General features: G+C 66.8%; 12 protein-coding genes. 2 read left to right on the top strand and 10 right to left on the bottom strand.

The window, feature by feature from the left end; translation table 11 throughout:
- Nucleotides 1-332: 332 nt before the first annotated feature.
- On the top strand, nt 333-683 hold the full coding sequence (locus BLS50_RS11355; protein WP_074802235.1) for a TonB family protein: 351 nt from the start codon (nt 333-335) through the stop codon (nt 681-683).
- Between the two features lie 363 nt (nt 684-1046).
- On the opposite strand, the gene BLS50_RS11360 is transcribed toward BLS50_RS11355, so the two are convergent.
- From BLS50_RS11360 to moaC, 4 genes are all read right to left on the bottom strand, one after another.
- A complete protein-coding gene (locus BLS50_RS11360) occupies nt 1047-2207 on the bottom strand; it encodes a WD40/YVTN/BNR-like repeat-containing protein (protein WP_074802796.1) in 1161 nt (386 codons plus the stop codon).
- Between the two features lie 76 nt (nt 2208-2283).
- On the bottom strand, nt 2284-3189 hold the full coding sequence (locus tag BLS50_RS11365) for a hypothetical protein (RefSeq protein WP_074802236.1): 906 nt from the start codon (nt 3187-3189) through the stop codon (nt 2284-2286).
- A complete protein-coding gene (locus BLS50_RS11370; RefSeq protein ID WP_074802237.1) occupies nt 3182-5869 on the bottom strand; it encodes a type VI secretion system Vgr family protein in 2688 nt (895 codons plus the stop codon). Before BLS50_RS11370 ends, BLS50_RS11365 begins: the two co-directional genes overlap by 8 nt.
- 113 nt (nt 5870-5982) lie before the next feature.
- Nucleotides 5983-6471 carry a cyclic pyranopterin monophosphate synthase MoaC gene (gene moaC, locus BLS50_RS11375; RefSeq protein ID WP_011546113.1) on the bottom strand — a complete coding sequence of 163 codons (489 nt, stop codon included), beginning with the start codon at nt 6469-6471 and terminating at the stop codon, nt 5983-5985.
- A 269-nt stretch (nt 6472-6740) separates the two neighbouring features.
- Between moaC and BLS50_RS11380 the strand changes: the two genes are divergently transcribed.
- Nucleotides 6741-8435 (top strand): M48 family metalloprotease, encoded by a 1695-nt coding sequence (locus BLS50_RS11380; RefSeq protein ID WP_053523910.1) that lies wholly within the window; start codon nt 6741-6743, stop codon nt 8433-8435.
- 39 nt (nt 8436-8474) lie between these two features.
- Here the strand turns inward: BLS50_RS11380 and BLS50_RS11385 are convergent, their stop codons facing one another.
- The 6 genes from BLS50_RS11385 to BLS50_RS11410 form a co-directional block, all read right to left on the bottom strand.
- Complete coding sequence (locus tag BLS50_RS11385) at nt 8475-9062, bottom strand: DUF2946 family protein (RefSeq protein ID WP_074802238.1); 588 nt, start codon at nt 9060-9062, stop codon at nt 8475-8477.
- The gene (locus tag BLS50_RS11390; protein WP_027809228.1) at nt 9055-10092 is read right to left on the bottom strand and encodes a YheT family hydrolase; all 1038 of its coding nucleotides are present in this window, start codon (nt 10090-10092) and stop codon (nt 9055-9057) included. Before BLS50_RS11390 ends, BLS50_RS11385 begins: the two co-directional genes overlap by 8 nt.
- A gap of 33 nt (nt 10093-10125) precedes the next feature.
- Nucleotides 10126-10572: a nuclear transport factor 2 family protein gene (locus BLS50_RS11395; protein WP_006477934.1), complete on the bottom strand. Its 447-nt coding sequence runs from the start codon at nt 10570-10572 to the stop codon at nt 10126-10128.
- A gap of 115 nt (nt 10573-10687) precedes the next feature.
- Nucleotides 10688-11725 carry a lipopolysaccharide heptosyltransferase II gene (gene waaF / locus BLS50_RS11400; protein WP_006477936.1) on the bottom strand — a complete coding sequence of 346 codons (1038 nt, stop codon included), beginning with the start codon at nt 11723-11725 and terminating at the stop codon, nt 10688-10690.
- 140 nt (nt 11726-11865) lie between these two features.
- On the bottom strand, nt 11866-12060 hold the full coding sequence (locus BLS50_RS11405) for a zinc-finger domain-containing protein (protein ID WP_006482499.1): 195 nt from the start codon (nt 12058-12060) through the stop codon (nt 11866-11868).
- A 49-nt stretch (nt 12061-12109) separates the two neighbouring features.
- Nucleotides 12110-13033: a branched-chain amino acid transaminase gene (locus BLS50_RS11410; protein ID WP_074802239.1), complete on the bottom strand. Its 924-nt coding sequence runs from the start codon at nt 13031-13033 to the stop codon at nt 12110-12112.
- Nucleotides 13034-13178: the final 145 nt, after the last annotated feature.

Here is a 13178-nt window from a genome sequence, read left to right on the forward strand (position 1 = left end):
CGCGGATCGCGCGGATTCGGGTCGAAGGGGCGGCGATTCGCGTCAACCATTGTCAAATTGCCGCCTGCTGACCGGGCGGCGCGGGCACAATGCGCGAAAGGGCTCGCGTGCGCGTCGGCGTGGGGCGCAGGCGGTGCCAACACGGCACACTTCCCGGTTATCCGGGGATTGCGCCGAGCAGGATCGCGGCCGGGCATCGCTCGGCCGTGCGGCCGTAACGGGGCGCCGGTCCGATGGCCGCGGCGCAGTGCGACACACGCGATGCGGGCGGGGGAAGGCCTTCGTTGCGCGGCGCGTGTGCCCAGAACAGTACTGAAGAACGATATTCGACCATGGCCATTCGCTCGACCTACCTGATCCTGCCCGCCGTCGCGATGCTGTTTTCCGGCTGCGCGATGCTGTCGTCGTCGCAGGAAAGCAAGCTGACCTGCCACATTCCGCGTGCGGTCTATCCGGATACCGCGAAGCCGCTCACGCGCCCGGCGACCGTGCTCGTGCGTGCGCTGATGACGACGTCCGGCGAAGCGCAGAACGTCACCGTGACGACGAGCAGCCGCAACGCGGCGGCCGATCGCGCGGCCGTCGAAGCGATGACGCACGCGAGCTGCGTGCAGACCGGCGCGACGGCGAATCCTTTCTTGCTGACGCAACCGTTCGTGTTCGAGCCGCGGCGCGTCGAATGACGCACGGTCGTGCCGCGGGCGTCGTCCGATTCTGCGGACTCGACCCACGGCAAGTGCGTCTGGCAGCGGTCAGAATTGCCGTTTCCGTAGTGGGTAGGCGAACACCGGATAGAGCGTATCGGTGCTTGCCGTCTTGATCCGGTTTTTGCGCCGATGCAAGTGTGTTTTTGCTTGTCATTGGATATGCGGTCACCCATGAGACATGACCGACCCGGCAGGACCGGTATCTGACGGCTCTGGCAGGCGTCGCGTCGTGATCGTGCGGCCGGGCCCCGCATTGCCCGGCCATTTCGGATCGGCCGTAGGCCGCGGAGCCGGCACCCGAATCGCGACGGGCGCCCCGCGGCAATCGCATCGGAACGATCAGAACTGCCGCTTCTTGAGCGTATAGGCGACCAGCGAATACAGTGTGTTCGTTTGGGCGTTGAAATACCCGCCCTGAGCCGGCTTGTCCTTGCTCGAGTCCCAGGTCTTCCCACCGTCGCTGCTGACGAACGTGACATCGAGCGGCGTGCCGTTGCGGCTGGAGTCGGTTGCGTAGACGAGCAGCAATCCGTCCCGGCCCACGCTCAGACTATCGAGCGTCAGCGTGTCGTCAAACGAATGCAGCTGCCGCACCTGCTCAGGCGCATTGTTCGTCCAGGTGGAAATGGCGCCGACGCGTTTTCCCTTGTCGGCGGGATTATCTAAATTGCGCGGTTCGCCGAGGCGCGACAGCGCGTAAAGCGCATAGTGATTCGACGCGGTCGGAGACGAGGACAGGTTGACGACGACCTGTTCGGGCAAAACTGCATCCAGGGCGAACCCGGATTGCTCCCAGCCGAGCCGATAGACCACGCTTCCGGCGGAACCATGCTCGGACTTCTCGACGTGGTACGCCACGCGCAAAGTACCGTCCGGGCCGAGGTCGATGCCGTCAAAGGTGCGGCGGGGTTTGCCGGCGTCCGCAGCACCCGGTGGCAGTTGGATTTCCCGCCACGATTGACCGCCGTCGGACGTGCGCCACACGTGGGGGCCCCAGCCGATCGCATAGCCGCGCTGCGGGTCGAGAAACAGCAGGCGACCGATGTTCCGGTCTTCGGGCCATGCGAGCTGCGCCCAGTCGCGTCCGCCGTTGGACGACTTCCAGAGCTTGGTCACTTGCGGCGTCAGCCCATCGGCAGGCTGAGGCGACTTGTAGTCCATCCAGCCGGTGCTGATGAATTCGACCGTCCAGTCCTTGGCGTGCCACCAGGCAGCGGTCTGGCCCACCTGCTTGAAATGGCGCGTCATGTCGCCGTTCACCGGGCCGCGCCAGAATTCGACCGACGTCCGGTTCAGCGTTTCGCGACTGTCGTTCATCCAGGCTTCGGCCGGCTCGGCTTTTTCCTTGTCCTTCCATTCAGCGTACGGCTTGAAGGTGATTTCAGGATCGCTGATCTTCAGCGTGATCGCTTCGTTTCCCGATATCACGAAGTCGCCTCCGCCGTAAGGCTTGCTGTTCTTCATGAAAGTGTTGGAAACGACCTGCCAGTCATTCGACATAGATGAGAACCCGACAATCAAGACAATGAACACGACTGCCGCACCCAGCGACAGTTTCAGGAATTTTTTCGTCATTTCATTTCGGCATCAGTTTTTCGATTGCCTGTGCAACAGGGTCGATGACATGTTCGTTGACGGCATCACCGGCCTTTTTTGCATATTCCACGGTATTGTCGACGTATTGTTTGCCCACGCCGACACCGCTGTCGAACGCCTGGGAGAACGTTCTGAGATCACCCCATTCCTGGGCGTTGGGTTGCTTCAGGATGTAGTACATATCGACAGGCCCGAGCCCCGCTAGGCCGCCGTCGAGATAGGCGAGAGGGTGGGTCTTGAACGCGTACGTCTTGAAGGTGTCGTCATCCAGTTCGAGCGCGTACTGCGGCACGTTCATCTCGCAACCGCCGCTGTTCGGCTTCTTGCCCCTGATCGAAATGGTGTCGCCGCGCATGTTCTGCTGCAAACCCTGTTCCAGATAATGCTGCAGGAACCAGCGTGCGCTCGCAAGCCACGCCTTGCCTTTGTCGCTCAATTGCGGGAGCAGGTATTTGCCGTAATTCGAGCAATAGTAGTAACCGTAGCTGACGTAATATCCCGGCGGCTTATGTCCGCAGCCGATATGACGCATCATGAAATTGCCGTGGCGGGACCAGTCGGAATCGGTGCTTTCGGCTTGTATCAGGTTCTCCCGCCGATGCAGCAGTTCACGGGCAACTTTCGTGTCCTTCCACGGATCCCATGACGTGGCGAATTTCTTGACGGTCGCCCAGATACTCGACGTGCTGACTTTCTCGACCGTTTCCCAGTACTCGCCATGCAGCGGCCGGTAGTAGTACGGGCACGTTCCGATAATGGAATCCGCAGCCGGCGTCACATGCTTGTCGCAGATGTTGATCTGCACCTTCGGCCGATCCTGGTATCCCGTCGGGGTCAGCATCCCCGCACCGGTCCCGAGCACCTTGCCCTGTTGTCCGTCAGCCATTCGATTTCCCTAGAAACTTGACGACGACGTCGTGCGGCACGTGGCTCTGCGTGAGCCCGGTTTCGCCTGCCGCATTGGTGACGCCTTCCGAGAGCAGCTTGCCGTTCGAGAACATCTGGTACCGCGTGTTCGCGACCGGAATGTCGGTGCCGGCCCAGTGCGCGATGAACGCCTGGTCGTAGTTGCCGTTGGAGTTCGGCAACGTCGGCATCGTTTGCGACAGGTGGGTGGGGCCGCTGAACGCATGCTGCGCGCCCTTGATGTCGATCTTGCCGGGCGCGTGCACTTCGATGTTGCCGTCCGCGATGCGGATATAGGCGCCGCCGGACGTCAACAGGATCTCCTTCGCCGCGGCGCCTTCGATCGATTGCGTGACGGCGATCAGCTTCAGCGCCTTCTGCGCGGTCAGCTCGATGTTGTCCGCCTGCGCCTGCACTTCGACCTTGCCCTTGCCGGCGAACAGCTTCATCCCCGCGTTCTGCGCGAACAGGCTGATCCGGTCGAGGACACTGGCGATCAGCGATTTTCCGGCGGCGACGTGGGTGCTTTGCCCGCTGACGAGGTTGATGTGCTGGTCCGCGGAAAATTGCGCGGACTGCTGCGTGGACATCCCGATGCCGGCCGGGCTGCCGAACAGCATCACGGGCTCCTTGAACGCGTTGGCGTTGCCGGTTCCGCCGCCGGCGGTCCGGCCGCCCGACGTGTTGCCGCTCACGCTGTTCTGCGTCGCGTCGCTGAACTGCTTCAGCGCCGTGTGGCCGGGGTCGAGCGACTCGCCCTGATGCTGCGCGCTGACCTGCGACATGGCGTCGATCAGCCCTTGCGCGCGCACGAGCTGCTCCCGGGTTTCGTCGACGTCGAGCGGCTGGCTGGCCGCCTGCTTGGGATGCGTCGTGACGTACAGCCCGCGGTTCGCGCGCACGGCGCCGTAGGCGTCCGAGCGCAGGTCGAAGCCACTGCCGAGATAGCTGCCGCGGTTGTTGCCCGTATGGTCGATCAGGTAGCCGAGGTGCAGGTGCGTGTTGGCTTGGCTGCTGTAGAGGTGCACGCGGTTCTGCGCGGTTGCGTCGTCGAGCACCAGCTGGTTGTAGCCGGCGCCCGCGTATTCCTTGGACCGGTACCCGGACAGGATGCCGTTGCTGTGCCATTGCGGGCTCGTCGCGCCGTTGTAGACCTTGCCGACGATGATCGGACGATCGCAGTCGCCGCCGAGGAAGTCGACCAGCACTTCCTCGCCGCTGCGGTGCGGGTGGACGGCACCGTAGCCATTGCCCGAATCGGACGCCATGGCACGCAGCCAGCACGACGCCTTTTCGTCGCCGTCGTTCAAGCGGTCCCAGTGAAAGCGGACCTTGACGCGGTTGAGCTCGTCCGTATGGACTTCTTCGCCTTGCGGGGCGACGACGATCGCCGATTGCAGGTGCATCGGCGGCTTCGCGTGCTCGAACGGGCTACGGAACGGCACCGTCGTGCGCTGCGCCTCGATGCGGATCTGAAAGAAGCCCTCGCTGCCGTCGGGATGACGCACGCGGGACCGGTCCGTATCGGTGGCCTGCATGATGCTGCCGATCTCGGCCTGCAGGCTGTGCGGGAAAACGGCCGGCTCGTCGGCCACGGGCAGGTTGTTGACGATGACCCACGCCGTTTCGATCACGGCGAATTCGCGCTGGCCGGCATCGTCCTTGTCGTGTTCGGGGTGTTCCGCGAACTCGAACACGCGTCCCGCGTCCATGCGCCGCACACCGCCGACACCGTGAAAGCGCTTCGCGTGCGATTCCTGCTCTTCCATCCAGATCTTCGACAGATGGTCGCCGCGTGACTGCTCGGGATACGTGTAGGCGCCCGTGTATTCGTAGACTTCGAGCTGCTGCGGCAGATCGCCCTGGTTCGCGATCGTCGGCGTATGGGTGGCCTTCGGATTCGACGCCGTGGGCGGCTGCTTGTAGTCGAACGTGCGCGTGGTGCGTGCGACGCTGCGCAGCGTGCGCGTACCGCTGAACTGGACGAGCGTGTCGGCTTCGTCGCCCGTGCCCGCGTGATGAAAGCGCACGGTTCGCGGCGACAGCGCGGGCAACGCGTCGATGCGATCGACGATGACGAGCCGGTGCGACTTGCCGTCGCTGTCCTGTTCCCAGAAACCGTACAGGCCTTCCGATTCCATCAGGCGATGGACGAAATTCCAGTCGTCCTCGTATTGCATGCAGAACGAGCGCGACGGCAGCGGCTGGTAGAGCTTGAACGTGAAGCGGCCCTTGGCCTGCGGATGCTGGTTCAGCACGTCGGCGATGATGTCGTCCGCCGACCGGTCCTGCCAGATGCGCTGATCGCGGCGGAACTTCAGGAAGTGCAGGAACGACGCAAAGACGATCTGATGGTGCGTGACGCCGCTGTCCGACCCGAGCCGGCGGGCCGCATGCACGTAGCCGTGGTGCGGCGCATACGATTGGTCGGCCTGCTGGATCCACAGCGTCACGGGCTGCGCGATCAGTTTCTTGAGTTCGAGGTGGTCGGATACCGACACGGTATCGACGGTGAACTCGAAATGGCGTCCGAGGCGCGATCGTCCCGTGACGCGCTGCGGCAACAGGACGTCGGGCCCGAGCGGGGTATCCAGTTTGATCAGGCGCTCATGCTGAACCGGTCCGGCCAGCAACGCGCTTCTTAACGCTTGCGAATTCATCACCAGTGCTCGCTTTTGTTGTGCTGGTTCGCACGCTCTCTCGTGCGGAATCCGGTAATTGTATGAGATAAAACGGTTTATCTCGAATTGACGGGCCGGTGGTGCCCGGGTATTCACCCCGCCGCGTCTTCCGCCTTCCAGTCCCCCGACTTCCCGCCGCGCTTCTCCCGCACGCTCACGTCGGTGATCACCATCCCGCGATCGACCGCCTTGCACATGTCGTAGACGGTCAGCAGCCCGACCTGGACGGCCGTCAGCGCTTCCATCTCGACGCCGGTCCGCCCGAACGTCTCGACCTGCACGACGCAATGCACGCCCGGCAGCGCGTCGTCGAGTTCGAACTCGACGGCCACGCGCGTGAGCGCGAGCGGGTGGCACAGCGGAATCAGGTCGGCCGTGCGTTTGGCGCCCTGGATCGCCGCGATGCGCGCGACGCCGAGCACGTCGCCTTTCTTGGCCTTGCCGTCGCGGATCAGCGCGAACGTGGCCGGCAGCATCCGGATCGTGCCCCGCGCGATCGCGATGCGCCGGGTTTCCTGCTTGTCGCCGACGTCGACCATGTGGGCGTGGCCGGCGGCATCGAAATGGGTGAGTCCTGACATGTCTTCCTCTAGTGGAACGGCGTGCGCGCGCAGGTCCCTCGATCCAGCCGCGCGACCGGCCGGGCACCGCATCCCGTACCGGCGCGGCGAACCGATCCAACCTCGCAACGGGCGCTTATCATAGCAGCGGCGTTCGCGTTGCCGGAGGCGCAGATGACGCTCGCGCGGCACGGGACAGTCGTCGCGGCGCCGGTACAATGACCCGAATATTCAGACCAAACGCCGCGATGCGCGCCGCGCGCGCGGGACGGCGTCGTTTTCATCCTGCCATGCGTGTCAAACAGTTGCTTGCCGTGTCGCTGTCGGCGGCGCTCGCGCTGCCGCCGGGCGGTCATGCGCAGAGCGCATCCGCGCCGCCGCTCGAGCCGGCGGCAGGCGGCGCGACGTCGATTTCCACCGTGCCGTCCGGCATCGCGACCGGCGTATTCGGCACGTACGGCGGCGCGGAAAGCCGGTTCTCGGGCGCGGCCGGTGCGTCGGCGCCGGTCGCGAGCCTGCGCGCGCCGCTGCGGGCGCTGGAACTGCCCGATCTCGGCGACGGCTCCGGCGGTTCGCTGACGCCGCGCGCCGAGCGCCGGCTCGGCGAGCGCGTGATGCGCGAGGTGCGGCGCGATCCCGACTATCTCGACGACTGGCTGGTGCGGGACTACCTGAACGCGATGGCGGCGCGGCTCGCGGCCGCGGCGGCGGCGCGCTACATCGGCGGCTACACGCCCGACTTCGACCTGTTCCCGGTGCGTGATCCGCAGATCAACGCGTTCTCGATGCCGGGCGGGTTCATCGGGATCAACAGCGGGCTGGTGGTCACGACGCAGACGGAGTCGGAGCTCGCATCGGTGGTCGGCCACGAGATGGGCCACGTGCTGCAGCGGCACATCGCGCGGATGATCGGTGCGAGCGAGAAGACCGGCTACACGGCGCTCGCGACGATGCTGCTCGGCGTGCTGGCCGGCGTGCTCGCGCGCAGCGGCGATCTCGGCAGCGCGATCGCGATGGGCGGACAGGCGTATGCGGTCGACAACCAGCTGCGCTTCTCGCGGTCGGCCGAGCGCGAGGCCGACCGCGTCGGCTTCCAGCTGCTCGCGGGGGCCGGCTACGACCCGTACGGAATGCCCGGCTTCTTCGAGCGGCTCGACCGCGCGTCGATGGGCGATGCGGGCGTGCCGGCCTATGCGCGCACACACCCGCTGACCGGGGAGCGGATTGCCGACATGGAGGATCGCGCGCGCCGCGCGCCGTACCGGCAGCCGCGCCAGTCGGCCGAATACGGGTTCGTGCGGGCACGGCTGCGCGTCCTGCAGAACCGGGCGCCGACCGACATCGCGGCCGAGGCGCGCCGGATGCAGCTCGAGATCGACGATCACACGGCGCCGAACGTCGCGGCGAACTGGTACGGCATCGCGCTCGCGAACACGCTGCTCGGCCAGTACGACGCGGCCGACAACGCGCTCGCGTCGGCCCGCGCCGCATTCGATACGCGCGAGCGGCGCGAGGACGACCCGGCGACCAGCTCGCCGAGTCTCGACGTGCTGGCCGCCGACATCGCCCGCCGCGCGGGCCGGACCGACGACGCGGTGCGGCTCTCGGCGCTCGCGCAGCGGCGCTGGCCGGCGTCGCACGCGGCGATCGTCGCGCACCTGCAGGCGCTGATCGCCGCGCGCCGCTTCGCCGAAGCGCAAACCCTCGCGCGGGCGCAGGCGAAGGCCGACCCCGAACAGCCGGACTGGTGGGATTACCTCGCGAAGTCGAGCGACGGCAAGGGCGACGTGCTCGCGCGGCGCCGGGCGCTGGCGGAGAAGCTGGCGCTCGACGGAGCGTGGCCGTCGGCGATCCGGCAATTGAAGGAGGCGCGCGACGCGAAGGACGTGTCGTTCTACGAGCAGTCGATCATCGGCGCGCGGCTGCTGGAATTCGAGGCGCGCTACAAGGAAGAGCGCGACGACGAGAAGAACGGCCGCGGGTAGCGGCCGGCGCGGGGCGAACGCAGCCGGCGTCGCGGCGGGTCAGTTGCCGCTGTCGGCCGCGTCGCGTGCGTGGTGCGCCGGGCTGGCGACGTAGCCGAACCGGCCCGGCACGTCGGCGCACGCGATACTGCCGAGCGACAGCGTGCGGCCGTCGCGCCAGCGCAGCACCGGCGGCTCGGCATCGAAATCCGCGTGATCGGCGAGCAGCCCAAGGTCGTGATCGTGCAGCGCCGCGATGCGCGCAGGCGTGCCGGCCTCGCGAAACAGCACGCCGCCGCCGTCGTCGAGCCAGGCCGCATCCGGTTCGAACGGGGCGCCCGTCTGGTCGGTGAGCGCAAGCTGCCCGTCACGTTCGGCGAGCCGCACGACCCACGGCGTATAGGCGAGCTCGACGTACACGCGCTGCGGCCCGTTCTGGAAGAACCACTGGCCTTGCGCGTCGCATGCGTAGTTGCGGCCGATGAACGCGTTCAGCGCCTCATGCCGGATCGGCGAGCCGAGCTCGCCGGTCGCCTGTGCGGCGTCGTCGCGCAGCCGCCATGTGCCGCGCCGGTCGAGCAGCAGCCAGCCGGTGCAATCCGGCACGTTCGGCCATTTGGCGAGCGCCTGCCTGACGATGTCATCCATGGTCGACGAATTTCGAGCAATAGCCGAACACCCGCGCCGACAGCCAGTCGAGGCGGCCGGGGAACGGCCCGGTCATGAAGCCCGCGTGGCCGCCGTGCGCGGGCTGGTCGAGCTCGACGGCCGGCGACACGTCGGCCGGGCCCGGCAGCGCCGACTCGGGCAGGAACGGGTCGTTGCGGGCGTTGAGGATCAGCGTGGGCACGTCGATCGCGCGCAGCAGCGGCCGCGTGGTCGCCTTCGTCCAGTAGTCGTCCGCGTTCGCGAACCCGTGCAGCGGCGCGGTCACGACCTCGTCGAAGTCGCGCATCGTCACGGCCCGCAGCATCGCGTCGCGGTCGAACAGCCCCGGGTACTGTTCGAGTTTCGCGAGCCCCTTGCGCTTGAGCGTCTTCAGGAAGCTGCGCGTGTAGACCATCGCGAACCCCTGCGACAGCGCGCGGCCGCCCGCGTGCACGTCGATCGGCGTGGAGATCGCGGCGGCGGCGCGCACGATCGACGTGTCGCTGCGATGCTCGCCGAGCCAGCGCAGCAGCACGTTGCCGCCGAGCGATACGCCGGCCACGACCAGCGGCCCGCGATGCTGCGCGGCGAGCCGGCGCAGGATCCAGTCGACCTCGGCGCTGTCGGCGAGATGGTAGAAGCGCGGCTGGCGGTTGATCTCGCCGCTGCAACTGCGGAAGTGCGGGACGACGGCGTGCCACCCGTTCGCGCGCGCGGTGGCCATCATCGCGAGCGCGTAGTGCGAGCCGGAGCTGCCTTCGAGGCCGTGGAACAGCACGAACAGCGGCGCGTCGGGCGCCGGCGCCGCGCTGTCGAGGTGCGCGACCCAGTCGAGGTCGATGAAGTCGTGGTCGGGCGTTTCCCATCGCTCTCGCCGATAACCGACTACCGGCCGCCGCGCGAACAGCGCGGGCACGATGGTTTGCACATGGCTGTTGGGCAGCCAGCGCGGTGCGCGATAGCGCAATGAATCGTCGTTGGGGGCCGGAGCCCCGGTCAGCGGCGAGGTGGGCGGAGAAGCCGTACTCATGATCGCCCCGCTAATGCGTTGCTTCGTTCTTCGTCAGTGCAGCGGACCCTGCCCGTGACGGATCTTCGCGGCGAATTGTCCGGCCGCTTGTTCAGGAATCGGGCTCGCGTGGATGTGCGCGATGCGCCATTCGCCGCGTTCGTGGATCATCACGTACGTCGCGAAAACCATGTCGGGTTCGGCCGTCAGATCGGCCTGCTGATGCGCTTCGGCGATCGTATAGACGACCGTGCCGAGGCTGTCGTACACGCGGATGTCGAGCGGCTCGATCGTGACCGGGCGCGTCGCGAGCCGGTTGGCGAGCCCGCCGCGGATCTGGTCGAGGCCGTGCAGATGCTCGCCGTCCGCCCATACGCAGCTGGCGAAATCCTCGTCGATCCACAACGCCAGCAGCGCGTCGAGATTGGCATCCGCGACGGCCTGGTAGTAGGCGTTCAGCGTATCGGCAGCGGCTTCGAAGAGGCGGGCAAAACGTGGCATCGGGGTGGTCTCTCGCGCGCATCGCGCGCCGTATTCAGCACGGCGGCCCGGATCGAGCCGCCGCACACCGGTGAATCGGATTGCCCGGCGCGCCGTGCGACGCTGCCGGTCAGGGTCAGCGCTGCCCGACGAGCATGCCGCGCAAATCGCCGAATACCTGCTCCGGACCGAGTTCGCGCAGGCACTTCAGGTGGCCGAGCGGGCACTCGCGTTCGAAGCAGGGACTGCATTCGAGATGCAGCCATTGTACCTTCGCCAGGTCCGACAGCGGAGGGGTGTGGCGCGGATCGGTCGATCCGTACAACGCGACGAGCGGCCGGCGCAAGGCGGCGGCGACGTGCATCAGCCCCGAATCGTTGGTGACGACCGCGTTCGCGCGCGCGATCAGCGCGCACGCCTCGGACAGCGACGTCTGTCCGCACAGGTTGCGCACGTTCGGCGCATGGTCGGCGATCGCCTGCGCGGCCGCGGCATCCTTCTGCGAGCCGAGCGCGACGATCTGCGTATACGGGAACGACTGGTGGACGATGGTCGCGAGCGTCGCGAAGTGCTCGGGCGGCCAACGCTTGGCCGGGCCGTATTCGGCGCCGGGGCAGAACACGACGAGCGGCTTGCGCGTATCGAGATTGAAACGTGCGGACACGCGGGCCGTCTCGTTCAGGTCGGCGTCCAGGCGCGGGGCGGGCAGCGTCTTCATCGACTCGGGCAGCTTCGCGCCCGGCGCGTACGCAAGCGCCGCGTAGTGGGTCGTCATCGGCGGCCGCTCGCCCGACTTGTCGGGGTTCGCGTGCCGCACGTTCAACAGCCCGTAGCGGTGCTCGCCCGTGTAGCCGATCCGCAGCGGGATGTTCGCGAGCCACGGGATCACCGCGGACTTCAGCGAGTTCGGCAGCACGTACGCTGCGTCGTAGCCGACGTCGCGCAGGTCGCTCGCGAGCTGCCAGCGGCGCAGCAGCTGCAGCTTGCCGTGCGCGAGATCGGTCGCGTAGACATCGTGGATCTCGGGCATCCGCTCGAGCACGGGCGCGACCCATGAGGGTGCGACGGCATCGATCGCGATGCGGGGATGGAGTTTCTTCAGCAGCGCAAAAAGCGGCTGCGCCATCAATGCGTCACCGATCCAGTTCGGTGCGATAACCAGCGCTCGACGCATCAGGTCGACTTCCGATGTCGTAATGAAGCACGGCGCTCGGGCGCCGCGTTCGGGTTGCCAGAATGGGGACGGGCGGCGCGCCGGACTCCCGGCTGCGCCGCCTTGCGGGACGGTGGGCCTTCAGGCCCGGCCGCCGGGGCTCAGTGGCCCTTGACGACCTCGCCGTCGCGCAGCTTGTAGCGCGTGCCGCAGTACGGGCAGCGCGCCTCGCCGTGCGACACGTCGATGAAGACGCGCGGGTGGGCATTCCAGCGCGTCATGGCCGGGTTCGGGCAATAGGCGGGAAGATCCTTGGCCGTCAGCTCGACGAGCGGCATTTCCTTGATTTCACTCATGAGACTTTCTCTTATCACTCTTGTGTGGGGCGGTCGGGGCGCGGCGCGCTCAGACCTTCGTCAGCCAGTGCGCGTACTTCGCGTTCTTGCCCGACACGATATCGAAAAACGCCGACTGGAGCTTTTCCGTGACGGGGCCGCGCGCGCCGCTGCCGATCGTGCGGTTGTCGAGTTCGCGGATCGGCGTGACTTCGGCGGCCGTGCCGGTGAAGAACGCTTCATCGGCCGTGTAGACCTCGTCGCGCGTGATGCGCTTCTCGATCACGTCGATGCCGGCGTCCTTCGCGAGCGTGATGACCGTGTCGCGCGTGATGCCGTCGAGGCACGACGACAGGTCGGGCGTGTACAGCTTGCCGTTGTTCACGAGGAAGAAGTTCTCGCCGGAGCCTTCCGACACGTAGCCGTCGACGTCGAGCAGCAGCGCCTCGTCGTAGCCGTCGGCCGTCGCTTCCTGGTTCGCCAGGATCGAGTTCACGTACCAGCCCGACGCCTTCGCGCGCACCATCGACACGTTCACGTGGTGGCGCGTGAACGACGACGTCTTCACGCGGATGCCCTTCGCGAGGCCGTCCTCGCCGAGGTACGCGCCCCACGGCCATGCGGCGATCGCGACGTGGATCGTGTTGCCTTTCGCGGCCACGCCGAGCTTTTCCGAGCCGACCCAGATGATCGGGCGCAGGTAGCACGACTCGAGCCGGTTCTCGCGCACGACCGCGAGTTGCGCGGCTTCGAGCGTTTCGCGGTCGAACGGCACGTCCATCTGGAAGATCTTCGCGGAATTCAGCAGACGTTTGGTGTGCTCGCGCAGGCGGAAGATCGCGGTGCCGCCGTCGGCCGTCTTGTACGCGCGCACGCCCTCGAAGACGCCCATGCCGTAATGCAGCGTGTGGGTCAGGACGTGGATCTTGGCGTCGCGCCAGTCGATCAGCTTGCCGTCCATCCAGATCTTGCCGTCGCGGTCGGCCATTGACATACGATTCTCCTGGAAGCGGTGGTGTGCTGCGGGTTGTGCAGCGTTGAGCCGGAAAGACGCTTATTTTAGCGTCATTTGGGGGCGATCCGGTCGGCCGGCACGGGGCCGGCGCTATAATCGTCCGGTACCGATTCCAATAACGATG

The organism is Burkholderia orbicola, assembly GCF_900100915.1.
In the GTDB taxonomy this organism is placed as follows: Bacteria; Pseudomonadota; Gammaproteobacteria; order Burkholderiales; family Burkholderiaceae; genus Burkholderia; species Burkholderia orbicola.